23 protein-coding genes and 1 pseudogene are annotated in these 26,076 nt (G+C 45.7%); 9 read left to right on the forward strand and 15 right to left on the reverse strand.

The window, feature by feature from the left end:
- Positions 1–31: 31 nt before the first annotated feature.
- Entirely contained in the window at positions 32–1,813 is a 1,782-nt protein-coding gene (locus tag AOU00_RS05710; RefSeq protein WP_069290145.1) for a SulP family inorganic anion transporter, read from the reverse strand.
- Positions 1,814–1,842: 29 nt separating this feature from the next.
- Entirely contained in the window at positions 1,843–2,172 is a 330-nt protein-coding gene (locus AOU00_RS05715) for an ArsR/SmtB family transcription factor (protein ID WP_069290146.1), read from the reverse strand.
- A gap of 546 nt (positions 2,173–2,718) precedes the next feature.
- On the opposite strand from AOU00_RS05715, the gene AOU00_RS05720 reads away from it, so the two are divergent.
- From AOU00_RS05720 to AOU00_RS05730, 3 genes are all read left to right on the forward strand, one after another.
- The gene (locus AOU00_RS05720; protein ID WP_069290147.1) at positions 2,719–4,176 is read left to right on the forward strand and encodes an RtcB family protein; all 1,458 of its coding nucleotides are present in this window, start codon (positions 2,719–2,721) and stop codon (positions 4,174–4,176) included.
- A gap of 1 nt (position 4,177) precedes the next feature.
- Positions 4,178–5,458 carry an AAA family ATPase gene (locus tag AOU00_RS05725; RefSeq protein WP_069290148.1) on the forward strand — a complete coding sequence of 427 codons (1,281 nt, stop codon included), beginning with the start codon at positions 4,178–4,180 and terminating at the stop codon, positions 5,456–5,458.
- Positions 5,459–5,720: 262 nt separating this feature from the next.
- Positions 5,721–6,875 (forward strand): MFS transporter, encoded by a 1,155-nt coding sequence (locus AOU00_RS05730; RefSeq protein WP_069290149.1) that lies wholly within the window; start codon positions 5,721–5,723, stop codon positions 6,873–6,875.
- Positions 6,876–6,995: 120 nt separating this feature from the next.
- On the opposite strand, the gene AOU00_RS05735 is transcribed toward AOU00_RS05730, so the two are convergent.
- The 3 genes from AOU00_RS05735 to AOU00_RS05745 form a co-directional block, all read right to left on the reverse strand.
- Positions 6,996–7,748 (reverse strand): amino acid ABC transporter ATP-binding protein, encoded by a 753-nt coding sequence (locus AOU00_RS05735; protein WP_069290150.1) that lies wholly within the window; start codon positions 7,746–7,748, stop codon positions 6,996–6,998.
- A 14-nt stretch (positions 7,749–7,762) separates the two neighbouring features.
- A complete protein-coding gene (locus AOU00_RS05740; protein WP_013311442.1) occupies positions 7,763–8,431 on the reverse strand; it encodes an amino acid ABC transporter permease in 669 nt (222 codons plus the stop codon).
- A 73-nt stretch (positions 8,432–8,504) separates the two neighbouring features.
- Complete coding sequence (locus AOU00_RS05745) at positions 8,505–9,356, reverse strand: amino acid ABC transporter substrate-binding protein (protein WP_069290151.1); 852 nt, start codon at positions 9,354–9,356, stop codon at positions 8,505–8,507.
- Between the two features lie 278 nt (positions 9,357–9,634).
- On the opposite strand from AOU00_RS05745, the gene AOU00_RS05750 reads away from it, so the two are divergent.
- Positions 9,635–10,936 (forward strand): MFS transporter, encoded by a 1,302-nt coding sequence (locus AOU00_RS05750; RefSeq protein ID WP_069290152.1) that lies wholly within the window; start codon positions 9,635–9,637, stop codon positions 10,934–10,936.
- 126 nt (positions 10,937–11,062) lie between these two features.
- On the opposite strand, the gene AOU00_RS05755 is transcribed toward AOU00_RS05750, so the two are convergent.
- Positions 11,063–11,320: a GlsB/YeaQ/YmgE family stress response membrane protein gene (locus tag AOU00_RS05755; RefSeq protein WP_025686368.1), complete on the reverse strand. Its 258-nt coding sequence runs from the start codon at positions 11,318–11,320 to the stop codon at positions 11,063–11,065.
- A 300-nt stretch (positions 11,321–11,620) separates the two neighbouring features.
- Here AOU00_RS05755 and AOU00_RS26970 point away from each other — a divergent pair, with 300 nt between their 5' ends.
- Together AOU00_RS26970 and AOU00_RS05760 are read left to right on the forward strand one after the other, a co-directional pair.
- Positions 11,621–11,884, forward strand: a complete 264-nt coding sequence (locus AOU00_RS26970) for a YkgJ family cysteine cluster protein (RefSeq protein WP_013311446.1) — start codon at positions 11,621–11,623, stop codon at positions 11,882–11,884.
- 36 nt (positions 11,885–11,920) lie between these two features.
- Entirely contained in the window at positions 11,921–12,871 is a 951-nt protein-coding gene (locus AOU00_RS05760; RefSeq protein ID WP_069290153.1) for an acetylxylan esterase, read from the forward strand.
- A gap of 168 nt (positions 12,872–13,039) precedes the next feature.
- Here the strand turns inward: AOU00_RS05760 and AOU00_RS05765 are convergent, their stop codons facing one another.
- On the reverse strand, positions 13,040–13,363 hold the full coding sequence (locus AOU00_RS05765) for a DUF3817 domain-containing protein (protein WP_069290154.1): 324 nt from the start codon (positions 13,361–13,363) through the stop codon (positions 13,040–13,042).
- A gap of 152 nt (positions 13,364–13,515) precedes the next feature.
- Between AOU00_RS05765 and AOU00_RS05770 the strand changes: the two genes are divergently transcribed.
- Positions 13,516–14,517: an LLM class flavin-dependent oxidoreductase gene (locus AOU00_RS05770; protein ID WP_069290155.1), complete on the forward strand. Its 1,002-nt coding sequence runs from the start codon at positions 13,516–13,518 to the stop codon at positions 14,515–14,517.
- Positions 14,518–14,838: 321 nt separating this feature from the next.
- Here AOU00_RS05770 and AOU00_RS05775 read toward each other — a convergent pair whose 3' ends face one another.
- The 4 genes from AOU00_RS05775 to AOU00_RS05790 form a co-directional block, all read right to left on the reverse strand.
- Positions 14,839–16,461 carry a cellulase family glycosylhydrolase gene (locus tag AOU00_RS05775; RefSeq protein ID WP_069290156.1) on the reverse strand — a complete coding sequence of 541 codons (1,623 nt, stop codon included), beginning with the start codon at positions 16,459–16,461 and terminating at the stop codon, positions 14,839–14,841.
- Positions 16,462–16,865: 404 nt separating this feature from the next.
- Positions 16,866–17,117: a hypothetical protein gene (locus tag AOU00_RS05780; protein ID WP_025723818.1), complete on the reverse strand. Its 252-nt coding sequence runs from the start codon at positions 17,115–17,117 to the stop codon at positions 16,866–16,868.
- Between the two features lie 226 nt (positions 17,118–17,343).
- Positions 17,344–19,104, reverse strand: a complete 1,761-nt coding sequence (gene dhaK, locus AOU00_RS05785; RefSeq protein WP_069290157.1) for a dihydroxyacetone kinase subunit DhaK — start codon at positions 19,102–19,104, stop codon at positions 17,344–17,346.
- A 1-nt stretch (position 19,105) separates the two neighbouring features.
- Positions 19,106–20,239: a glycerol dehydrogenase gene (locus tag AOU00_RS05790; protein ID WP_061828720.1), complete on the reverse strand. Its 1,134-nt coding sequence runs from the start codon at positions 20,237–20,239 to the stop codon at positions 19,106–19,108.
- Between the two features lie 189 nt (positions 20,240–20,428).
- Here AOU00_RS05790 and AOU00_RS05795 point away from each other — a divergent pair, with 189 nt between their 5' ends.
- Positions 20,429–21,460: a PocR ligand-binding domain-containing protein gene (locus tag AOU00_RS05795; protein WP_061828719.1), complete on the forward strand. Its 1,032-nt coding sequence runs from the start codon at positions 20,429–20,431 to the stop codon at positions 21,458–21,460.
- A 1,368-nt stretch (positions 21,461–22,828) separates the two neighbouring features.
- Here the strand turns inward: AOU00_RS05795 and AOU00_RS05805 are convergent.
- The 4 genes and pseudogenes from AOU00_RS05805 to AOU00_RS05820 form a co-directional block, all read right to left on the reverse strand.
- Positions 22,829–23,911 (reverse strand): ADP-ribosylglycohydrolase family protein, encoded by a 1,083-nt coding sequence (locus AOU00_RS05805; protein WP_335582237.1) that lies wholly within the window; start codon positions 23,909–23,911, stop codon positions 22,829–22,831.
- Positions 23,894–24,385: pseudogene (locus AOU00_RS05810) on the reverse strand (IS110 family transposase); the annotation flags it as partial. The gene AOU00_RS05805 and the pseudogene AOU00_RS05810, both read right to left, overlap by 18 nt.
- 130 nt (positions 24,386–24,515) lie before the next feature.
- Entirely contained in the window at positions 24,516–24,758 is a 243-nt protein-coding gene (locus tag AOU00_RS05815) for a hypothetical protein (protein WP_061828716.1), read from the reverse strand.
- An 11-nt stretch (positions 24,759–24,769) separates the two neighbouring features.
- Positions 24,770–25,546 (reverse strand): recombinase family protein, encoded by a 777-nt coding sequence (locus AOU00_RS05820; protein WP_061828715.1) that lies wholly within the window; start codon positions 25,544–25,546, stop codon positions 24,770–24,772.
- A gap of 176 nt (positions 25,547–25,722) precedes the next feature.
- On the opposite strand from AOU00_RS05820, the gene AOU00_RS05825 reads away from it, so the two are divergent.
- Positions 25,723–25,932 carry a helix-turn-helix domain-containing protein gene (locus AOU00_RS05825; protein ID WP_061828714.1) on the forward strand — a complete coding sequence of 70 codons (210 nt, stop codon included), beginning with the start codon at positions 25,723–25,725 and terminating at the stop codon, positions 25,930–25,932.
- Positions 25,933–26,076 lie beyond the last annotated feature (144 nt).

Genomic DNA, 26,076 nt, shown 5'->3' on the forward strand with positions numbered 1-26,076 from the left:
TTCGGCATTCAGCAACAAATTTAAAAGAGTGTTATCTGCCGCTATTTACAGGTATGGGAACCGAAACGGCTCCATCTGGAAAGGAAGATTTGGTTTGCAGCGATCTGCGGCACAGACTCGTACATTCTCGGAAAGCCATTTGCCTGCATCCACAGCAATGATCTTGATTCACCAGTGCAAGGGCAGCCGTCAGGGCCTCTCCTGTATGTTCGAAAAAATGCTTTTGTCCAATCATGTCGTAGCATCCGGTTTTCTGTAGTAATGCCCGCGGTTGAGGCTGGAGCCCGGAAACAAGCACCGTTCCGCCAGACTGCCGGTATTTCTGAATTAATGCGGTAAAGTTACCTTCTCCCGTCATATCCATAAAAGGAACCTTCCCCATACGCAACAACAAAATCCCTTGTAGGTGGTCATTCCGACCTCCCACACCTGAGTTTTCCAATACCGAGGCTGCACCGAAAAATAAAGGGCCTTCCACATTGTAAATAGCCACCTGTGGACAATCATGCTGATCTGTGACCATATGGGCGCCTACTTTTTCATGTTTTACAGAAGGATCAGGAAGTACCTTATCTACTGAAAGTGTACTGCTCATACGTTTAACAAACAATACAACTGCCAGAATTAAACCTACCTCCACAGCCGTTGTCAGCGTCGTAAAAACTGTCAGCAAAAAGGTGACAACCAGCACAATAGAATCCGCTGTCCGCGTTTTGAGAATGTGTGCAAAATGCTTGCGCTCACTCATATTCCAAGCTACTACCATCAGCACCGGAGCCATACTGGCCAACGGAATATTAGATGCATAAGGTGCAAAAAGCACCAGAATGAGGAGCACCACGAACCCATGTACGATGCCTGACATAGGAGAAACAGCACCGCTACGGATATTTGTGGCTGTGCGGGCAATTGCACCTGTCGCAGGAATACCGCCGAACAGCGGTGTCAGCAAATTAGCTATCCCTTGTCCAACCAGTTCACGATTGCTGTTATGCCGGGCTCCCGTCATACCGTCAGCTACCACCGCTGAAAGCAAAGATTCAATAGCTCCCAGCATTGCAATAACAAGTGCTGGCGGCAAGAGTTTCACGATCAAATCCCACGTCATCGCAGGAATATGTAGCTCAGGCAAAGATGCTGGAATTGCGCCATATGCAGAGCCAATCGTAGCCACCTGCCCTGGAAAAAGTAAAGCTGCCACCAGTGTTGACAAGAGTAGACCAACCAGTGAACCGGGTATCTTGGGCCATTTTTTAGGCACCAAAATAAGCGCGGCAAGACAGATACAAGCCGTCAGGATACTATATACATTCAGTGAAGGAAGTCGATGGACGAGCTCTGCCATGGAAGGCAGAAAAGTTTCATGCCGCTCTACCCCGCGCAAGCCGAGAAAGTTAGCAATCTGACCGCTGAATATCGTCACGGCAATTCCGGCCGTAAAGCCAATTGTTACTGGCTTGGGAATAAACTTAATCAGTGCCCCCAGCCTTAGCACTCCCATTAAAATGAGCATAATGCCCGCCATAAAACCGGCTATGAGTAGGTTCTCATAACCGTATTGCATGACAATAGCCAGCAAAATCGGAATAAATGCACCCGTAGGTCCTCCGATCTGGAATTTTGACCCTCCCAGCAGCGAAACCAAAATTCCCGCAACAATGGTCGTATACAGCCCATATTCCGGCTTTACTCCTGATGCAATGGCAAACGCCATACCAAGCGGAATCGCCACAATCGCTACAATACTTCCGGAAATAAGATCCTTACGCAAAGCCCCTGCGTTATAGCCTTCGAACCTTCCTATCCACTTCATTCCTGTAACCCTTCTTTTCTGTAATAGCATTACTTCTCGTTACGTATACCTTCCAGCAACGAGATCGCTTCGACCAAATGATTGTCAAAAATCCGCCGCGCCACCGCAAGCAGCTCCTTCAAAAGCGGATCACGTAGTGAATACACGACCGATGTACCTTCCTTGAAACTGTTCACCAAATTTTTGGCTCGTAAAACGGCCAATTGCTGCGATACGGCAGAACCTTCGGAACCGAGCGCAGTCTGTAGCTCGTTCACATTCCGTTCCCCTTCACTCAGCACCTCCAAAATGCGGATGCGCAGAGGGTGAGCCAATGCTTTGAAAATGTCGGCCTTAAATTTCTGGAGATCTCCTTCCATGCCTGCTCCGTCCCCCTCACAGAATTGTCCTATAAACGTTCAACAATATCTGAATATTTGAATATTTAGTACAATATCAGCTTTGGGCCAATTGAACTATGATGTTACTCACACTTCACCGTGAGTAAAGTCACATTTCCCTATACTTCTACCTTTCAGGGTTGACAGCTTCCACAGGTTTCCATTAACATAGCAATTAACTTTAAGAAAAGGGGGCCGACAGACATGACTGAGCTTTACATGATAACGACAGACAGACAGCATGATACAACCACATATTTGAGTTTTCGTCTCATCGGCCCCGTTCGGGCGACATGATGGGTGATATCACGCTGTCTGACGGCGTGATTAGCCAGGCTTTTTTATTTTTTTATGCTATTGGAAGAACAGGTTATTTTACGTATTTATGATGTGTTGATCATAAAATGTAATGACACTTTCGGTGCAGGAAGCCGTAGACGACAAGTCTGCGGCTTTTTTGTTTTTTTTATATCTTTTTATGCAAGTATTTATGAATTTACTTGAAGAAGGGAACTACCCATTTATATGAATATACAACATACAACCGACTCGTCCTTGCATAAAGGACCATACAGCCATCTGATGAAGCTTCCGGCAGGTGATCTGACCGTATATGCTTCTCAGCAACTTTTCTCCTCACTAGATTACAAGGTGTTCGAGATGGCTAATAACAATTTACAAATTCCGGGTATCCGCTATATGGGATACACACCAGATGTACATGTAGGCGTCGGAACCTGCATCGGTACGACTGCTGTATGGGGAATAGAGGACGGCTATGTATCTCCCTCCATCGTTGGCAGTGATATTGGCTGCGGCATGCGCCTACACCTGACCAATCTGCACAAGGATGCTTTGAAGGAAACCAAGCTGCGCCGTAAGCTGGTCAAAACCATCGACAAATATTTGCCTATGGAAGCCCACCAGCGCGGGCATTATTCGGATATCCGACTGGAGCATATTGTACGCAAGGGTCTGCACGGCTTACCCAACAAATATATTCCGGACAGCTACACTCCTAAGAAATCCACCTCACTCACCCATGTAGAGCACAGTAAGTTCTCCTTTGACGAGGAGGTGCTGAATCTTGTCGAAGATCGTACGTGGCATCGGGCTCACCGACAGCTCGGCACGCTGGGTGGAGGCAATCACTTCGTCGAAATTCAGGCGATTGAAATCGCGGAGGAAAACCGCGAAACAGCTGAAGCTTGGGGGATGTTCGACGGTCAGGTGGCTGTGATGATTCATTCGGGATCACGGGCTTGGGGTGGAGCAGTCAGCCAGGCCAGCTCATCTGCCATTGCCAAGGCAATGAGCCGTCTCGGGCTCGGTACCTCCGACCCGAGACTAGTATTCGCACCGCTGGATCACCCCGAGGCTGCACATTATGTCGATATGATGTATTCGGCGCTGAATTATGCTGTGGTGAACCGACATCTCATCGCATACTCCGTGCGTGAAGCCTTCCGCGATGTCTTTGGTACAAAGTGCGAGTTGCGTACTTTGTACGATCTAATGCACAATTATGCTTGGGAGGAATCCCATCCGGATCACGGCAGCGTGTTTGTGCATCGTAAAGGTGCTACGCGTGCTCTTCCAGCAGGACACCCCGACAATCCGCGGCCTTATCAGGCGACCGGGCATCCAGCCCTGATCCCCGGCTCTATGGGGACAGCCTCTTATATTATGGTAGGTTTACCGGGCGGTCAGCATAACTTCCACTCCATTTGCCATGGAGCAGGCCGGATTCGCTCGCGTTCTGCGACCAAACGACTCGTCAGTGTGGACGATTTTGCAGGGGCCCTGGGTGTAGGAACAGACGACGAAATTGTGGTCAATCAGGCATCGCTGGAAAGCATTATCGACGAGTCTCCACAGGCCTACAAAAATGTAGATGATATTATCGAAAGTGTCACCGGGGCAGGACTCGCAGCAGTTGTAGCCAAATGCAAGCCGCTGGCCGCCCTGAAAGGAGCCAAATAATTTGAGTATAGACATCCCAGCTATTTACGAATTTGATGAACGTACAGATGGACGCATTACCGGTTATGCCGCTTATGCCCGTCTAATCGATGGTATCAGTGAAGCACTCTATAACCGCTACGGCGTAAAATACGTGCTGTATGCCAGCGATGATCCCAATATTGAGTATTGGGATCTGCTGGAGGAGGACATTCGTTCAGGTAGCCCCAATCTGGAGCATGTGGCACGGGTCTTCGATCGTTTGGAGGAACGCACCATCCAGTATGACGATGACGGACCGACTCCTGAATACGGCGTGCATCTGTCGATGCGTAATAATGTATTCGCCTACCCCAAGTGGGGCATCGCGCTGGCGCGAGTTCCCTTTTTCCGTGAGAATGGCGTGTACAATGAAGATTACGTATTTGCGATAGGCGACCAGGAGCTGCAAGGCTTCCTCGCGGGAGTACGCGGTCGTGAACGTAAGCAGAATATGAAGCGTGTCACCGTTTTTACCGACACAAGCCGTGGACTTTCTCGGCAGGCAGAGCCGATAACCCGCGCAATTACGCGGGATGACGTGATTTTGAAAGCGGAAATCAAACGGGATATTTTCCGATCACTCGATCAGTTTTTTGAAGCGGATCGTACCTTCTATCAGACTTATAACATTCCTTATAAGCGTGGTATTTTGCTATATGGCCATCCGGGCAACGGCAAAACAACACTTGTAAAATCTATTGCCAGCAGTGTACCGGGTCCGGCAGCCTACTGGCAAATTACGGAGTATACAACCAGTGAATCGGTCAAAGAGGTGTTCGAGGCGGCTACTCGCCTGGCTCCGATGGTGCTAGTCATTGAGGACATTGATTCCATGCCTCAGGAAGTGCGTTCCTTTTTCCTGAATACCCTCGACGGTGCTACATCCAAGGAGGGCATCTTCCTGATCGGAACGACCAATTATCCCGAAAAAATCGACCCGGGTCTGATGAACCGGGCAGGGCGTTTCGATCGGGCCTATGAAATCAGTTTGCCTGACGAAGCGCTGCGACTGGCATATCTCAAGCTGCGTAACTTCCTTGTTTTTGCAGGGGAAACAGGTACACAGAAGGCGGCAGCCATGACTGACGGTTTTTCCTTGGCTCAGCTCGGAGAACTGTATGTCAGCACTGCTCTGGAGTGGCATGAGCAGGGAAAAGCCGATATTGAGCTGATTATTAAAGGTATGCGAGGCGAGCTCGATAAGAGCCGTAAGCAGGACTGGCTAAAAAATGTGGCCGAAGGACGAGTCGGGTTCTTCTGATTTATCCTTTCATTGCCTTATCAAGAAATTTATGTTACGTTGATAAACAATAAAGTATCGAAAGGGTGACCTTAAGCCAATGATCTACTAATCCTATTCCACCAAAGAAAAAAATCGTAATCTTACGAATTTTCTGGATAGGATTAGTGTAGGCTTTTGGGTATTAACGATAAGAGCATTGCTTCTTTGACGGGAGCAGTGTATCTTCTTGTTCGTACGTCTACCTCCTATCCAGAAACCAATGGATCAGGAGGTTTTTTGCATGAAAAGAATACTTGGAATCCTAATGATTAATATCTTCATCGTTATGGTGGGCGTTGGTTTAATTACCCCCATCCTGCCAGAACTGATCATTGAATTTGGTGCCAGTGGGCGGGCGATCGGTTTATTGGTAGCAGCCTATGGAGTGACACAATTCCTGCTCTCTCCAATGACTGGGCAACTGTCTGATCGATATGGGAGAAAAGTATTCATCGTCGTAGGTGGCATTGTTTTTGCTGTAGCTAAATTTATCTTTGCTATCGGAGATGAGTTATGGATGCTGTATACCTCAAGACTTCTGGAAGGAATGGCAGCAGCCCTGATTATTCCGCCCATGATGGCATATGTGGCGGATATTACAACAACCGAAGAACGTGCCAAAGGAAATAGCCTGCTAGCCGCAGCCATGTCATTCGGATTTGTCATCGGTCCTGGACTTGGTGGTCTTCTTGCAGGATATGGAACGAGAGTGCCGCTGTATATAGCAACGGGTGCGGCTATTATTGCAGTTATTTTTTCAATGATTTGTTTACCTGAAAGTTTGACGAAAGAACAAATGAAGGCAGCTCGGGCAAGAATTTCTCGGAAGGAATCTATGTACAAACAATATGTGAGATCGTTAAGGTCAAAGTATGCGATGCTCTTTGTACTTGTTCTGGTGATGACCTTTGGACTCGCTAATTTTGAATCTGTTCTTGGTTTATATGTAACGAACCGCTTCCAATTCTCGCCGCAAGATATTTCAATTATTCTAACAGCAGGTGCTGTGATCGGAGTCGGTATGCAGGCACTAGTTGTTGCTAAAATAATTAATAAGTTTGGTGAACAAAGGGTGATCAAAGGTTCGCTTCTTTTCACCTCAGCTGCTTATATTTTGTTTCTTTTCGCCATAGATTTTTGGAGTATCTTTCTTCTCACTTCCCTTATTTTCTTTGCTACCGCTATGCTTCGTCCAGCTCTTAATACACAATTATCGAAGATGGCAGGGAATGAGCAAGGATATGTAGCTGGTATGAATAATGCCTATATGAGTGTCGGGAATATTGTAGGCCCTACTCTAGCGGGATTTTTATTTGATACAAATATGTTCGCACCATTCATAGCAGGCTGTTGTATTCTATTGGGTACTTTTTTGCTTACATTAAAAATGAAATAAAAGAGGACAAATGATGAGTAAAAGGCAGCTACGGGTGCGGGGCTTATTTTTCAACGCCCGCCTGTAGCTGCCTTTTTATTCAGTCTAATCGCTTATATTTAACAAACACTCAAATTCCCTTTATTCTGCTTCCCCGCTTAGACGATTCAAAAATTGAATAGCCCGCGAACTGGTCGGCTGCTCCAAAACCTCATGCGGCGTACCCTGCTCAACGATTACACCCTGATCCATCAAAATCACATGGTCCGCCACCTCAGCTGCAAACTTCATTTCATGGGTGACAATAACCATGGTCATCCCTTCAGCAGCCAGTTGCTTTATGACCTTAAGCACCTCACCTACTAACTCAGGATCAAGCGCAGAGGTCGGTTCGTCGAACAATAGTACCTCAGGTTCGACCGCCATTGCCCGGGCAATACCGACTCGTTGCTGCTGTCCTCCCGATAACTGATGCGGATAGGATTCCGCTTTATCAGCCAACCCCACTTTTTTTAGCAATTCCAATGCACGTTTGCGCGCCTCGTCCTTGCTCTTTTTCTGAACCGTGACTTGTCCCTCCATCACATTTTGTACGGCTGTCATATGCGGGAAGAGGTTGTAGGATTGAAATACCATCCCTGTCCGCTTTCGCAGCGCCAAAATGTTTTCTTGCCAGAGCTTCGTTCCTTTCGCAAAATTCAGTGCAATATCCCCTACTTGGATCTCTCCTTGGTCAGGAACCTCCAGCAAATTCAAGCAGCGTAAAAGCGTTGTTTTACCAGAGCCGGAAGGACCAATGATAACAAGCACTTTCCCCTTATCCAACGTCACGTCAACACCCTTAAGCACTTCCAGCGAGCCGAACGATTTGTGTATATTCCGAATTTGGATCACCGGTACAATCTCCTTTATCTGACGGAAAAACGGCCTAGTCGCTTCTCCAGGTAATTTTGCAGCACAGTCAAAATGGTGCTAAACAGCAGGTAAATAACTCCCGCCTCGGTATACACCAATAGCGGTTCGTATGTGGTAGCTACAATCTGGTTAGCCGTTCTGAACATTTCCACATAGGTGATGGTCGCAGCCAGTGAGGTATCCTTCACCAAGCTGATGAATGAATTAGCCAACGGAGGTACGGACACACGGGATGCTTGCGGAAGCACGATACGACGCAATACTTGCCATCGCGTCATCCCCAAGGAGTACCCCGCCTCCCATTGGCCTTCCTGAATGGATATGATAGCCGCACGTATAATTTCAGAGCTATAAGCCCCTACGCTGAGAGTAAAGCCGATCACTGAAGCAATAAACGGGTCCAGTGTAATACCTACGGAAGGTAAACCATAGAAAATGATATACAATTGCACCAGCAAAGGAGTTCCTCGAATCACCCATACATAGAAGCCGAAAATCAGCTTGAGTATTCTCCATTTGGACAGCCGGGCCAACGCTGTAATCAGCGCCAGCACGAGTCCAAGAGCAAAGGAGATAAGCGTGAGCGGAATCGTAAAAGAAACCCCTGCTTTAAGCAGAGGCAATAATGAATCGATAATGATTTGTATTTGGCGATCATCCATTGTACAGACATCCTTTGAAAAGATAGGTTTGGGAAGATTCGGTTCGACTTGGCGAACGTTGGGTCTTCATTTATTATTTGGATACGTCAGCTCCAAAATATTTCTCGGAAATTTTCAGGTACGTACCATCAGCCTTCATGTCAGCCAGCGCTTTGTTTACTTCCTTGATTAAATCTTCGCTGCCCTTATTGAATACAGCTGCGCTGTGTGAAGCATCTGAAGATTCGTCCACCTTTTTAATTGGTGCGTCAGGCTTTTGCTTCTTCAGATCAAGATAGGATAATCCATCATTGACGGTCGCATCCACCCGCTTGGAAGTCAGGAGGTCAATGGCTTGGTTGAATCCCTCTGTTGCCACAATTTCTGCGCCGTTGCTTTTCGCGATTTGAGTCAGGTTACTGGTCAGGGACTGCCCAGCCTTTTTCCCTTTTAGATCAGCAAATTTCTGGATGTCTGTATTGTCTTCGCTTACGATCAGAACTGCCTTGGAGACAATATACGGATCAGAAAAATCATATTTTTGCTTGCGCTCATCTGTAATGGATACTTCATTGAACACCGTGTCAAACCGCTTGGAGTTCAACCCTGCGAATATGCCGTCCCATTGCGTCTCGATAAACTCCGGTTGTACACCCAGGCGTTTGCTCACTTCAGTCGCAATATCGACATCGAAGCCTGTCAGTTTACCTGCAGCATCGTGGTAGGTAAACGGAGCATAGGTGCCTTCCGTGCCAATTCTTAGCTTGCCGCTTGCTTTTACAGATTCAAGAGTAGCTGTAGCAGTAGTATCTGCTTTTCCATTATTAGATCCGTTATCTCCGGTAGATGCATTATTGTTACTGGCGCCTTTATCGTTGTTACCGCAGGCCGAAACCAGCAATGCCATCACGATGAGTACAATCGGCAAAAAACTAAATTTTTTCATGGTATCCACACTCTTTCCCTTTTTCTTGATAACCTAGCACGCGGCTGGTCATTGAATAGTACATCATTCATTTTCACGCGTCAATGCTTTTATCCAATAATCCCTATGCAAAAGGTAAGCTATATATCTTTGCAGCCTAAAGTTATTCTAGGTTGACTCTTTCATTGGCAGGCTATTCATTATAACTCCCCTCACTGCAACTTTTTCTGTACCCTTACGTTAGAGATTTCGTATAATAGGTTTTAATATGCAGTTTAGAAATATACCGGAGTGTGATCATGGATACCCAAAATTCAACCTTATCCTCTACATCACCTGAAGGAAGTCACTCGGCCTGGGCTACCTTCACTTCACCTTTAAAACAATCCAAAGCGTTCACTTTGTTGTGGCTTGGACATTGGATCGCAATGTTGGGGAGCTCAGTCACCACAGTCATTTTGCCACTGGTTATCTATTCCCTAACAGGCTCGACTACTATTATGGGACTGGCGATGACTGTTTATATGTTGCCTAACGTACTTATTCTGCCTTTCGCAGGCATGATCGTGGATAGAATTGACCGAATTCGTCTCCTTCTGTTTACGAATATCGCCCGGTTTGGACTGATGTTCATTGCGGCGGTGCTGATGTTTACAGGCGGAATGAAATTGCCGGTTCTATTCGTTGGCCTAGCGTTGTACGGATTGATGGACGGTATCTTTAATCCTGCTTATTCTGCCTTACGTGCACAGGTATTCACACCGGACATACGCAATGCAGCCAACGCACTTAGCCAGATCAGTATACAAGCCGTCCGTCTACTTGGCCCTCCGTTAGGAGGCTTCATTGTATCTTTTTCCTCACCTGGTGTTGGCTTTGGACTGGATTCTATCGCTTATCTGATATCTTTTGCCTGCTTTTGGATGTTAAGCGCTCATTTGGCCTCCATCATCGGCAAAGGTCAGGTAGATCCAGAACAGCAAGATCAGGGTAAGCAGCATTTTCTCAAGGATTTTATCGCAGGCTTTACCATTCTCAAAAGCCACCCCTGGCTATGGATTACGATTCTTGCCTTTTCCTTCATTAATATTTGTTATTCAGGCATTATCGCTGTACTCATTCCGTGGCTGTTCAAGGTTCATCATGGCTACAGTCCAGTCGTATACGGCATTGCGATGGCAAGTAGCGGCATTGGCGCTATGCTGGGGGCCTTTGTGTATGGATCACGCAAGCATTGGAAGCATCGCGGTCTACTCGCTTACTTAGGAGCTTTTGTCAGCGGTCTTGCTTTACTACTGTTGTCTGTAGTCACTTGGATGCCAGGACTGATTATGAGCATGATGCTCGAAGGATTTGGCATTATGATATTTGCGATTATCTGGGAGACAAGCCTCCAGGAATTAGTCCCAGCCGAGTCTTTTGGACGTGTAGCTAGTCTGGATCTAATGTTTTCCTTTGCCCTGCTCCCTGTCGGCTATCTGGCAGTAGGTGCTGTGGCAGATAAGCTTGGTGGTATGTTCACAATTGGCATGTTTGCAACCATCGGCATGTGTATCGTGCTGGGCGTTCTAAGTGTTCCTCATATCAGGCGGTTTCAATAGGAAAAATTCGTCATTTTCCTCAAAAAAAGCTGCTCCCACAGGTTCATTTTCGAACCTTGCGGAAGCAGCTTTTTTCATTTTAGTCCTAATCCCCATAGGGGCTAGTCTATTCAATGATTCGTAAAGTTAACCCCTGCTCCGTCCAACGGAACGGAAGATCAAGCTTACAATCACGACCAGCACAATCGCACCAATTAATGCAGGAACGATGTAGAACGATCCGATTTCAGGACCCCAGTCTCCCAGAATCAAGCTACCCAACCATGCACCGATAAAGCCAGCGATGATGTTACCTATCACGCCACCCGGAACATCACGACCTGCGATAATTCCTGCCAACCAACCAATAATACCACCAACAATCAATGCCCATAACCAACTCATTTTGCGTCACCTCGTTTAAGTTTTTATCGTTGTGTTCTATTATTAACCACTCGAACTCCTTTTGAACACACAGAAGACAATTGGTTAATATTACCATCGAACGAAACACTGATTTAGGGGCTTGATACCATCCTACGTGCCTCTACGACTATTTATACACCCCTAGTGTAAAAAGTGTGTCTAATGTGCGCTTATCCTTGTATTCCTGCTTTTTTTGTGCCATCCTCACATTATGGCTTCATTAATGTCACTTCATGCATAAGTTACAAAAATAACAGATTAATTAAGGAGTGACCCCAACTGGAGTGTCGAGTAGGATGTGCCGCCTGCTGTATTGCCATTACGATTTCTTCCCCTATTCCTGGCATGCCAGATGGAAAACCAGCTGGTGTTCCTTGCCCTCAGTTAACTTCCGATTACCGTTGCCGATTGTTTGGCAAACCTGAGCGCCCAGTTGTATGCAGTGGATTCCATGCTGATGAGGATACGTGTGGAAGCACTAATGAAAGAGCATTTGAGCTGCTAAGAGAGCTGGAGGAGTCAACTTTACCGGGTAAAGCTTAAGGAAAAGTTCATTCTATATGAAGGAGAATTTTGATTATGAATGTTATTGAAAAAAGAATTGCCGAATTGAAGCAATATCGGCCTGATCTTACCGCCCCGAAGGATATAGATTTATTCTGGGCCAATACACTGGAAGAAGTTCACGCCAAACCTGTACATGCGTTCAAAACTCTCGTAGAAACGCCATATCCTCATATTCTTGCTTACCGGGTTACTTTTGAGGGTGTCGATGATACGCCTCTGCATGCCTGGTATGTACGCCCCCGATTTGCCGGAGATCAAAAACTGCCGTGTATCGTTCTGTTTCATGGCTATACAGGCGGAAAAGGCTATCCTGAAGATTATTCCTCCTGGCTCATGCTTGGCTTTGCAGTATTGGCGGTAGATGTGCGTGGTCAGGGAGGAGAAACGGGAGACCGTCTGGGTGATCCTCATGGTACGATTAAAGGCTGGGTAACGAAAGGAATATTGGACAAGGATACCTGCTACTACAAAACAATTACAACCGATGCCCTTAGAGCCGTAGATTGGGTAGCGGTGCAGTCGGATGTCGATTCGGCTAAAATCGCAATCAGTGGCGCCAGTCAAGGCGGCGGACTTTCATTAATGGTGGCTGCGCTTAGCGATAAAGCTGCCATTACGGTAGCGGATATCCCCAATATGTGTCATATGGATTTTGGTATGATGAATTCTACCAGTTCACTGACGGAAGCAGCTGAATTCGCCAACCGATTTCCAGAGCATTTGGAGCAGGTACTACATACATTAAGTTATTTTGACGTGATGAATCTTGCTCATCGTATTCGTATCCCGATCATGGTATCGGTAGGGTTCAAGGATACGGTGTGTATGCCTGAGACGATTTTCGCCGCTTATAACCGTATTGAATCACCGAAAACGATTGAAATTTACCCGTTTACCGGACATTGGGTTGAAGGCTTTCAAAGACGCAAAACGGCAGAATTTTTAGTTCAGCATTTTTCATAATTGGATTTCCAACGCTCGAAATTACAATATATAGAATGATTCCTCCGGTGCACAAAAAAAGAACACCACGCATCAAACTGCGTAATGTTCTTTTCTACTGCATCGGGGCCAGTCCCGCTTACGCCAGACAAACTCCTCGACACTTCACACGAAACAAATCTTCTAAGATTACGATGCAGCTCGCTGTTCTGCTGCCGAATCCCCTGCCCATTTTCGCACCCAAACAAAATCCATAATCATCAGACCAAATGGGATGAAGGAGGCAAACATAATAAAAAGAGGCCGCCGTATAGACCAATGCAGTGCTGTTTTCCCATAGATCAAAGCAACGAGGAGCAACAAAAAGCTCACCCGGTATATGTTACCAATTACCATAACCGCCTGGGTCATGCCCGCAGCTTGCAGGGGCTGGTGGGTGAATAGTATCGCCAAATAAGCTATAGCTTGAATCCAGAGCATGAGTCGGACACGCCCCAAAGGTGTTCTTAACACAAATTTAATCCCCTCTCCATAAGCAAGGATGTTCTCTCATCCTTTACACATCCTTTATTATAACGAAAAGGTTCCCAAACTCCAACCTATCCATTTTTGAGTTTTGACCTAATGAGTTGTGTCTGATAGAGTTGTGTAAGAGGTGATTATAAATGCTTAAACTGGGTATACTGGACCAGTCTCATATTCCTGAAGGCGGTACTGCTCAGGATGCATTATCCAATACAACAGATTTAGCGCGTGAAGCTGATCAACTGGGATATAGCCGTTATTGGGTATCCGAACATCATGCGTCCAAAACACTAGCGCACTCCAGCCCTGAGGTGCTGATTGCGCATTTGGCTGCTCACACATCACGCATTCGTGTGGGTTCAGGCGGTATTATGCTGCCACACTATAGCGCGTATAAAGTCGCCGAAAACTTCCGCTTGCTGGAGGCGCTCCATCCAGGACGCATCGACCTGGGAATAGGACGTGCTCCCGGTGGTTTACCCCTGGCTACTCGTGCCCTGCAGGAAGGCAAGTATCAATCTGTCGAACAATATCCACAGCAGATTCTCGATTTAATCGATTACTTCCATGATTCGCCTGACAATCATCGATTTGCCGGTCTTCATGCCTCCCCGATGATATCGACCGTTCCTGAATTATGGTTGCTCGGCTCCAGCGGAGAGAGCGCCAGATTGGCCGCGATGATGGGTGCCTCCTATGCCTTTGCCCAATTTTTCGGGACTCCAGGTGGTGTAGAAGCTACCGCACGTTACCACGAGCAATTCCAGCCTTCGATCCTGGGTGATAAGCCCCATTCCATGGCGGCAGTTACGGTGGCCTGCGCGGAAACCGAAGAGGAAGCTGAGCAGCTGGCGTCCAGTGCTAGTTTGTATTTCCTTTTGCTCATGCAAGGTAAAGAAATGAGTTCTCTTCCGTCGGTGAAAACAGCAATGTCCTATCCGTACACGGAGTTTGATCGTGAGCGGCTGCGTCAGTCTGCAGCCTGGCGTGTTGTTGGTACCCCTGAACAGTGTAAAGAACAGCTGCTAAGACTGGCTGAGCAGTATCGTACCGATGAGTTACTGGTCGTTTCATCCATTCATGACTTTGATAAACGTATTCAGTCCTACCGTCTGCTGGCCAAAGCTTTTGCTTTGGTATAGACGCAATTGAACGGAGGCTGAGCTTCTGAAACATTAAAACCCCCGCCTGCCTATGATGGCAACAGCGGGGGTTTGTCGTAGAGAAGGGTTCATTGGAACCAACCCCTCTGCACTATGGAAGTAATTCAAGCACCACAAAAGTCGAATATCATATGGTACTTTGGTAGTATATAAACCGACACTAAAGGGCGGGTCGTCCACTCCTAAAGTTCCAGTATCCATATACCAAAGACGTATGCTTTATACTCCAAAGCTTAGAAAGATTGCACCCTAAAGTCCCATATCTTTACTCGTTTCGATAAAGTTAGTAACGGTTAAATTCTAAGGTTCTATACCCCAAACCAGCTTACCCTGCTGATATACGGTGCCATGGTCCCAGTCTGCGAATGCTGTTTGGGTAGCACCATAGGAGTAATCGTTGGTCTCATCAAAATTGCTCCAATTTGCAGCATGAATCCGGGGTTGAATTTCTCCACTTTCCCCGCCAGGCTGAATCGTTCCCGCTCCATCTGTGAAAGAAATCTCCACATATTTATCAGCCTTGGACTTTGGATTCGGCAATGTTACAAAAGTTGCTTTTACCTTTTCAGTGCCAATCCTAGCCCAGTCCACAAAAAACTGTTGAGCTTGTTTGCTTTCATCTGTGTAATAGTAGCGAATTTTTAGATCACTCAGCTTCACAGCTGTTTTTCCTGTGTTTTTGATATTAAATTCAGGACGGATTGCGTTATCCTTGGCGTTCGTGTCACCAGTGCGATACTGAAGCACAATCCCTTGATCGTTACTGCCTGGTGTACTTCCTCCGTTGCCGTTATTGCCGCCGTTGTTGCCACCACCGTTATCACCGCCAGTATTGCCAGTATTGCCATCTCCGCCGTTATCCCCACCGTTGTTTCCGCCTCCACCATTGTTGCTGGAGCCTTCCAGTATCGCCTGTTTTACGAATTTACCGGAAGCCGACAATTGCGAATCAGGCCATCCGCCCTTACGGTCAGCACCAGGCAACAGCGCAGCAGAGGTCTCATTTTTATCTGCCAGCGACCAGTTAGTCCAGCTGATTCCACGGCTTGCAAGAAAATCAGTCCATACTTTGGATTCATTCAGGAACGGACCACCGTTACCCGAAGCATCGCTTGTACCCCACTCGGTAGCAAATATGCCCACGCCTTTGTTCAGCGCATAATCGACCCGATCGCGCAAGTACTGTCCATGCGTACCCGCATAGAAATGTACGGTATACATTGTATTCTTGTCTGGAAGTGGATGGTCTGCTGCATCATGTACATCCTGACTCCATGTGCCTGTTCCTACAATAATAATATTGTCCGGGTCCTTAGCTCGAATAACCTGAGATACCTCAGACGCATAAGGTCGGATTTGATTGTTCCAGTTCACATTCCCATTCGGCTCATTGGCAAGTTCATAGATTACGTTAGGCAAATGGCCGTACTGAGTCGAAAATTCATTAAAGAAAGCTTTGGCTTCATTTTTATGAATGTTCGGATCGCCATCTGAAAGAATGTGCCAGTCAATAATGACGTACAAGCCCAGTTTCTGTGCTGCCTCAATCGCTTCCTTCACTTTATTTTTCAAAGAAGGGTTGGCAATATAACCATTTTCTTCAGTGTACAGTGCAACCCGGAATACGGAAATGCCCCAATCGTCCCGTAGCCATTTCATAGAGTCCTGATTTACCAGATCCCCAAACCATTGGACGCCGTGAGAGCTAATCCCTTTGAGTTGTACAGGTTTACCGTTTTTATCCACCAGTTTACCATTTTTTACCGAAAGTTGTCCGTAACGTTCCACAGGGGTCGTCCCGGCAGCCTCCGCTGTTTGCGTATTCCAGTTGAATCCGTTCGTTAACGTTAATAGCAATACTGCTGTTAGCATCACCGCTACTCTTTTTGCGATCCTTGGCAGGACCCATTGCCCATTCATCATTTACACATTCCTTCCTTTTTATAAAGTAGATGAGACTTATCAGTACGTTGTTCTCCGCTCTTTCGCCCCCTCCTTCATACAACAAGAGGATCAGGTCCAAACATCGATGTCACTTACCTGTATATGGATGATACTACTATTATAGTTAGTTTCATGTTACATTTCGACTCTATGATTGAAAATGAACAGGAAGTCACGGTTTTGGGATGTGTTCTGCTTGGTTGGCTACTATAGAATACTAAAGGGACAAAAGACTCATTTACCGATAGCAAAATTCGGAGAATTTTTAGTTGTTTGATAAAAAAAGACTGCTTCCCGTGCCTTGGCTCGGTAGCAGTCTTATAGATGATCTTATATGTGATCGAATAATGTTACAAATTTCGTCTTAACGTAGGATCTCCCTATTACCCCTGAGCAGTTGCTTGAGGTTCTTTGGTCGTCTGATCTTCCTTCATATCGCCGCCATCCGTCGCTTGATCTGTCAGTACAGTCTCAGATGAGTTACCTATTACCTTGTCAATAAGTTGCAGCCAAGGTTCTTCACTACCTCCACAGCTCTCAATATCACCGAGCAGGGACTCTAGCGTGGTTCCTTCTTCTGGCAAATCAATAACTAAACTGTCTTCGTCAACTTGGATGGTGCAGCAGGTTTTCATTGTAAATCCCTCGCTTAATTCATATTTGAGCATGCAGTAAGCTAGCTCAGATGGGATGAACTCCCATGGATTCCGGGATAAGCCCTTTGAATCCGTCTGAAATTATAAACCTAATGCACATCAATTGCAATGAACAAACCTTGAACTTTTAAGAATTAGCGAGTGTTACAGGCAGGAATGGATATCTAAACGAAGTATTCGCGCCAGTAATTTTGGATTTATAGAATTAGTTCAAACATTCAGCAAGCTCCGTAAAAATCACTCCAAGCGCATAAGCCCCCGCGTCTGGATAACCAAGGCTTCTCTCTCCTACCGTTCCGGCACGGCCCATGCGCGCCACGATGTCTTCCGTCTTTTTGGCCCCTGATACAGCGGCTTGAGCACCTCTTACAAAGGCTGTCTTCACGTCAAAATCTAATTTCGCGCTCTCCGCCCAGCTATCCGCACATGGCACTAATGCATCTATAAGCGTTTTATCGCCAACGGCGGCTCCTCTGCCAAAAGAACGTTCGCCTGTCGATTGTATGCCTTGCACCGCAGCCTGCATCATATTTGCGAATTCAGAAACGGTGAGTTCGGTGAGTTCGCCCGCAGATCGTGCCGCTGCGCGAAATGCTGAGCCCCAGATCGGACCCGAAGCCCCACCGCAGTACTCCATGATGACGAGCGAGCATGAATGAAGAAAGGCTCCCATCGTCAAAGAATCTTGATTCAGGATGTCTCTCCATTCCCGTTTCAGCTGACGAAATCCCTTAGCAACGCTCATTCCAAAGTCGCCGTCACCTGCATGAGAGTCAAGATCGCAGAAAGATACCTCATTCTTGATGATAACCTCACTCATCTTATCGACTAGGTAGATAAGATTGTTCAACGTAACTTTGTTGTTCTCAATAACCGCGAAGGCAGGGTCCGTTTCTACCCTAAAGGATACTTGCCGATTTTCGTCTACTACAGTTGAAATATCCGTGAATACGACATGATCAACAGGTCCAGCCACCTTGAACGCAGGTGCGTTGCTTTCATAGGAGAGGAGCGTTTTCAGTTCGTTGTCCAGCTTCATGATGGAAACCGAGATACCTGCCATATCGATACTCGTCATATAATTGTTGACAAAAGTGCGATCGATCGTGATCCCCTTCGCTGCTAGTTCGCGAGTGACCGAATGGTTGAAAAGGTACAGTTCTTGCAGAGGCGTACCGCCGAAACCATTGATCAACAGGGCGATTTCTCCGCTGAAGCCAGTTTCGATCTGCATGTCTCGAAGGAGATCGGTTACCATTCTGCCTGCCAGCGTATCCGCATCCGTCAGCTTCTCGCGGCTGGTCCCAGGCTCGCCGTGAATGCCGACGCCGTACTCGATTTCATCATGCCCGAGCTCTAATGTTGGCGTGCCCTTCGCCGGCACGGTACACGAAGTCAATGCGAATCCGATACTGCGTACATTCGCAGCGGCTTTCTCGGCCACTGCTTTAACTTCCGCCAGACTCCGGCCCTCTTCCGCCGCTGCACCCGCGATCTTATGGACAAGTACCGTTCCTGCCACCCCGCGCCGTCCGACTGTATATAGGCTGTCTTCTACAGCGATGTCGTCTTCAACCTTTACATAGTCCACTTCCAGACCGTCTTCAGTGGCCAAATGGGCGGCGTTTCTAAAGTTCATAATATCGCCGCTGTAATTTTTAATAATCAGCAGCGCACCTTTTTTCCCAGTTGTCGCTCGGATGGCCTGATATACTTGAATCTGTGAGGGAGAGGCGAAGACATCACCGCAGACCGCGGCATCGAGCATCCCTTTGCCAACGAAGCCGGCATGGGCGGGCTCATGCCCGCTGCCACCGCCGCTGATGAGCGTTACTTTCTCCGCGTTCAATTCCTTTTTCTTGAGCACTTTGTATTTTGGCAGAAATTCCAATTCGGGATGCGCAAGCGCAATACCACTGCACATCTCAAGGACCAAATTTTCCGCACGGTTGATGATCTTTTTCATGCTACTTTACCTCCGCTTTGTACTGGCTCCCGATACGGTCGGCCGCAGCGATTGCCGCTGCAACCTGCTCCACTGTGACCGGAAACGGCATGGAATGAATCGATTCCTCCAGAATGCAAGCCTTTGCAGCTACTTCCATGAGTTCTTCCTGGCTGATATGGTCGACGCCAATATCAGCCAAGCAGACTGGTAAACCGACGGCTAAACAGAAATCAAGTACCTGATGCAATTCTTCCGTCGGTGCATTTTCGAGCACCAGCTGTGCGATCGTGCCGAATGCAACTTTCTCTCCATGATAATAATGATGTGTGCCTTCCAAAATCGTGAGTCCATCATGAATCGCATGGGCCGCCGCAAGTCCGCCGCTTTCGAAGCCGAGGCCTGAGAGTAAAATATTAGTTTCAATGATATTTTCGAGTGCTTGCGTAACTTGGTTTTCATCACATGCCGCTTTTGCTTTGGCACCGTCTTTCAACAGCATTTCATAGCATAGCGTTGCAAGTGCAATCGCCGCATTCGTACCTACTGCTGGCGCACACTGTCCTTCGCGTACTCCGTTAGGCAGTCCGGCATTGACCCTGGAGTAAGAACGGGAAGTCGCACGGGCTTCAAAGTAAGTTGACAGTGCATCACCCATGCCAGATACAAGGAATCGGGTTGGTGCATTAGCGATAACGGTGGTGTCGACTAATACGACACTCGGACTTTGCTTAAAATAAGCGTAATCGTCAAAAGCGCCTTCTGGGGTGTAAAGAACGGCCGAGTGACTTGTCGGTGCATCCGTCGCAGCAATCGTCGGACAGATGATTAGCGCTTCCCCTTGAGCCACGCATTTCGCCGCGTCGATCGCTTTCCCACCGCCGAGACCTACGATACAATCACATCCATTCGCAGTAGCAATTTCCTGAAGTCTAGACACTTCCTGTCTAGAACACTCACCCATAAAACCGCTTTCAATAAAGGTTACGTTATATTTACCCAAAGTGGAATCAAGCTTATCTTTTACCCGCGCCACATCATCAGGATGCGCAATCAATAAAGCGGATTTGCCGAAAGTGCTCACATAGTAACCCAAATTCAACAATTCGTTTTCACCTTGTACATATTTGCTTGGGCTGATAAAAGCTTTTCTCATCTATAATTCCTCCTTATGATTGTGTTGGCTTCGTTCTGATTAAAACTATAACCGAACCATGTAAACTTTACATTGGAGGAATCAAGGAATATATTATAATTTACAATCGTATTTTTTTGCACTGAAGATCACGAATTGTACTTTTTTGTTATTGATTACAAGATAATTTACCATTAAGGGATGAGAATCTTGATACGTGAACATTTGAGCATCCAGAAAATCTTTGATTTGAAAAAGTGGGAGCAGTTGCAGGATTCATTAGCATCCGTTACCAAATTAGCCATTCTCACCGTCGATTATAAAGGGAATCCCGTAACTAGCCACAGCCAATGCCAATCGTTCTGCAAAAAGGTTCGCCATGATGAGAATCTCCTTCCTTACTGCCAAAAATGTGACTCTCGTGGTGGACTTGAAGCGGTGCGTTCCAACAAACCTTATATTTATCTCTGTCATTATGACATCGTCGACATCGCGGTACCGATCATTATCGACGATAAGTACATCGGCGCCGTCATGGCAGGTCAGGTACGTTTAGCCGATCCTTCGAGCGCCTTACAGCTCGAGCAAATCCTCACCTCAAAAAATGAAAAACTGTACAGTTCCAAATGGGAAGAACTTAAGAACGACTACGCCGATCTGCCGTCCATGACCTATCAGGAAATTCAGACGATCTCCAGCATGTTATCCTTATTGTGTAATTATATTGTTGAAGAAGCGATGAACAAAAATCTTCTCGCAGAAATGTTCGAGAAAGCGTCGGCCACACAGTCCACTCCGCAGTTGTCCGAGATCCTTCCTGGCTACTCGTTGGAGCATATCGAAAACCTTAAGAAAGAAATGAATAATTTCTTAGCAGATGCCTATCTGAATTCCTCAGGAGATGTGGATATTTCGTGCGGAAATCCCGTACTAAGACCCGCCTTCGAATATATTTTTGAGCACAAGGGTGAAACTTTTTCTCTGAAAGCCATGGCTGACTTGTGCCACATTAGTCCAAGCTATTTTAGTCGGCTGTTTGCGAAAGAAACGGGGGAGAACTTTTCCAGCTATCTTTCCCGCCTGAAGATTAAATGGGCGAAGCAGTTGCTCGAAGCTACAGATATTCCGGTATCCCAGATCAGTAGCGAGCTCGGCTTCAATGAGCCGGGGTATTTCATCAAAATATTCAAAAAGTATGAAGGCACAACGCCCGCGGTGTACCGAAAGTATTACAAGGGATAAAAAACGAAAAACAGATGATTCACGGATCTATCGTCACCATGCTCATCTGTTCATATTGTTCTGCTCAAGTTACGTATCCATGTCGTGCTTCTCAGGCTGCCTGAGATTGTGATTTGCGTTATATTTACTGAATCTGCACTGCTTAATCCCTTCATCCCCGCTCATTTTGAGGTGCATTGTGCACATGGTTGGCGTCGGTAAACGTAGAAAAACAGATCAATCATGGTGGTATCTGGATATTAATTAACATACCTTATGTAAGGCTATTGCGTTTAATAGAACTTTTTCCAGACATTCTGTACCTGCATCTTATTTCATGAAAACTTCCTATAGGTAAAACAATTAATGTTGGTGAATCTAGGGTAAATCTATTTATTCGGCACTGAGTGGAGTCTATGTAATCAGCCACCGGGACTGAGAAACGAGCCAAAAAAGACCACATTTTAATCGGTTAGCTCATATAGTACAATTTGCATTTCAGCATTAGCCCCAGTGGAAATGTATAACCACCGCAATATTATTGCAATGAGGTCATCTGGCTGTTCCTCCTCTTTCAATTAATAGAACCAACGTTCATACAGGTTATGGAATTTTATTGCATACTAATTCCCGTTATACACTAAATACAATCTGCAATCGGCCTAACTACCAGCCTTCGTTCAGCACTTTGCTTAATTCCTCTATAGGCTTTGCAATAGCTTCTGGAAGCATAACCACCTTTCCTAAAAGAATCCTCGCCTCATCTTGAGCTTTCCGTCCTTGAGAGGCGCACTTTCCAGCTTGTCCCTGCCCGCAGAACCATGTAACGGACCGTCTTTCCCATCCCCACATTCTTAGTTAGAATCGTCGTGATGCCTTTTTTGCTATCTGGGGCATTCATATCCATTCTCATAGTCTATTTAACATGTCTGTTTCAGTGTTGTTCTTCACACCGTCGTAGCAACCGCCTAATCTGCCTTTAATCGCTTCATACTCTGTTTGGGCTTGAGCGATTAACCCCAATGTTTCCTTTACTCCCAGTACCTAATTTGTCATTTTCCTTTTGTGATTTAACATGCAAAAAAGACTCATTCCTCTCCTTTGTTCAAGTTGGAATAAGCCTTTAAAAGTTATCAAGCCTATTTGTCAGGTTTTTAAGTGATTGTTTTATTGTATATATTGGATAAACTTATCCCGTCAGTTTTTTAGGATATTAAAATATTTAGCAGAATCAAGTAAAGAAGCTGACACCCGTTAAGTAACCACGGCTAGCTTATTGCCTAAGGGCTATTTCTTAATGTCAGCAAAGTGAGGTCTTGACCATTTTCCACGAGGATTTTTATTATATTACATATTATCATTTAATTCACACTAAAAAGTTAATACGTATTATAATTTTCTTTTAAATACATTATTCATTTTATTTGCTAACTCAATAATCATCTCTCGTTTTGCTATCTTGTTAATCCATTGAATGGGAATTTGCTGAATTCCATAATATATACCAGCCAAACCACCAGTTACCGCAGCAGTAGTATCAGTGTCATTACCTAAATTCACAGCCTTTAATACAGCGCTTTTATAATCATTTGTTGTTAACAAACACCAAAAACTTGCTTCTAATGTGTCAATAACATACCCTGAGGAATTTATTTCTTCTTCATTAAGTTCCATTAAGTTTTCTATAAGTATCCTTTTAAAAAATTCAAGTTCAAGGGAAAAGGATTCTTTCCTGCAAAAGAAATTCAAAATGTTGTTCCTCATAATATTAAAAGCTTCTTGAAGGGAGAGCCCTTTTAAAAATAATAAAGCATATTCAACATATATTGAGCATGCTAAAATTGATCTAGGATGAGCATGTGTAATCTTCGATACATCATGAATAACTTGATACTTATATTCTTCATCCTCAACATGTTGTAAATAAAAAGATAGCGGGAGAATTCTCATTAATGATCCATTACCGTTATCATTAATTTGTTTACCACCAGTGTCTGAAGGATGTCTACCTTCAATTAAATTTTTTATAGATTCTGATGTAGTTCTTCCAATATCAAACACTTCACCATGCGGAGTCCAATATGATTGTTCATACCATTTTTTCATTTTATCAGCAATATCAGTAATATAATAACCATTACATAGACTATCTCCTAGGCAGAAAGTCAAAGAGCTATCATCAGACCAAGTTCCTGCTGGTTGTTCATGAGTACCGTAACTAATCATATCCAAAATAGGATGTTTTTTCAAACTTGCTCTTGAACTAAACTCAACCGGTAGTCCTTCTGCCTTACGGGTGGAACAGGTGTTATGACTCGCTTTACGTAAATACTCCGCCAGTTCATCCACCCCCACCATCAATGCCTGATGTGGTGCAGGATACTTCTCCCAGAAGGCGAGTGCGGCTTTCCCGTCAATATCACAGAAGAACTTCTTGTAGGACGGATAGTGATAGCTTAATTGTTGGTGCATTTGATTCTTCAAGCCACTGGCATGTTTGACGATGGAATTACGTCTTGCTACCAGTTGACCTAATGTCCAGTACAAGTCTTGCGGATTCGCATCCGGCAATTCATCAAGCCTTGCAAGCAATACCTTGGCGATGCAGAACGCATCCCAACTGTCGCTTTTTTGCGTAGTCGCATGGCTCATTCATTCGCTGTAAGACAAGGCGGAATTGACCTCCTTGACGATTTGCTTCTTCTCGACAAGGTGAACAGCTAATGCTCTGCCGTTACCGCCTGTATCTTCCAACCCATAAACAGGGTTCAAGCCTTTTGCCGTATGCTTCTTGACGAACTTCATCAGGTCATCAAAGGCAGACGGTTTGTTTTCAATCTGGATTTCACCAAGTCGTTCGTTCCAACAGTTAATGATAACGGCGGTATGGTGGGCTTTATGTAAATCCAGACCGACATAGATGTGATACTGCTTGTAATGGCTCAAAAGACTTCACCTCTAGATTACGGATTCTGTGACGTAGGTAAAGAATAGGGGCAACCTCAGTTCAAGCGTTAACCGTAACGGTTCGCAATGGGACGCAAGCCTCTCTACTCCTTGCCTTGGAAGTCACAAGTTATTTCAGTTCAAAAGCCAGAAATGCTTTTGCCAATTTCAAATGTAAAAGTTCCAGACGCAACGTTTCTTCCAATTGATGAACAGCTAGCAATACTTCTTCTGCTGTCAGCTTGTCAAAAATTTCGCGATATCGGTAGATATGGTCAACTATCGCATGTTGGCATTGTTCCAACGTTTCGAGCTTCTTGTAATAGCTGTCTTCCTGTTCGACGTAGCCATTGTAGGTTTCCATCTTCTCCATGCCGCCACCGCCTATATAATGGCTTGATGAAGCCCATTGGCTTCAATGCCACCATAGAGATAAGTACCTTCGTACAACGGGCGGCGATCAAGGATACGTTTAATCTGTACCTTTGTAAACTTCTTGCCCTGTTGAGTTGTAAAGCCATCATCGTTCATCTGATACGCTAATTCCGACAATGACCAGTCGGGGAATAATTCCTTGAGTTCAAATACTCGCTGTACAGCGGCGACTTCATCCAAATTAATTTCGATTGCCTTCTGACCTTTCTTCGCCTTGTATCCAAATGCCGCCCGACCACCCGCATAACCACCTTGCTGTGCTTTCTTGTTACGCCCTCGACTTAACTTCATCGAGATTTCAAGCCGTTGGTATGCGTCAAGCAGTTCCATAAGCCCATTAATCAGGAAGTCTGACGGGTCTTTCTTGTAAATGCTGTAGGTCGGCTGTTCGATGCTTCTTACGTCTACGCCGTATTTCTTGAACTCCCGATGAACAAGCACCTTCACAATGTCAGACCGCCAGAGACGGCTTGTATTCAGTACGACAACTGCATCCACATCTTGGACGGCAATTGCGGTTAACAGGCTCTGAAAGCCCATTCTGTCCACCTCAAGGGCTTCTTCGTCTATCTTCGCACCACTGATTCCTTCGTCCGTGAAGATGTGAAGCAAGTTCCATCCTCGTTCTTGGCAGTACGAACAGATTTCGTCTTGTTGGTACGATAAACTGTATCCGTCTTTGGCTTGTCCTTGTGTCGATACTAGGACATATCCGATGACATTCATCATGTTTCCTCCCCCACCGTTACGATAATCAGAATTAACGTTACGCTTTAAGGTTTAAACCCTTAAGAGTATTATATCTGCCTCCAATATACCACTCTTAAGCGTATAGTACAATGTGTTTCTGACCATACTGTGCTATACTTAGTGTATTTACGCTTAAAGGTAATGGAGGAACTATGAAAATTCGTATCCGGTTACGAGAGATACTAGCGGAACGCGGTATTTCACAACGACAATTTGCCCTTTCGATGGACATGAGGATTGCGACAATTAATCATCTCTGTTCCGATTCTGTAGACAGAGTTTATATCCGCACGTTGGAACAGATTTGTGAAGCATTGGATATTACCGTTGACCAACTTATTGTCTCAGCAGAAGACGAGTAGGGTTGCATCAACCTCATATGCCTTCTATAAGGCTCGTAGAGCCATGCTACTATTTTCGCCACCCACTTATTGTCAATGCATCAAAACGCCTGTAAAAGCTTCCTTTGCATTTTCAGAGCCATTGAGCGAGCCGTCCGACTGGGC

Source organism: Paenibacillus polymyxa, from assembly GCF_001719045.1.
In the GTDB taxonomy this organism is placed as follows: Bacteria; Bacillota; Bacilli; order Paenibacillales; family Paenibacillaceae; genus Paenibacillus; species Paenibacillus polymyxa_B.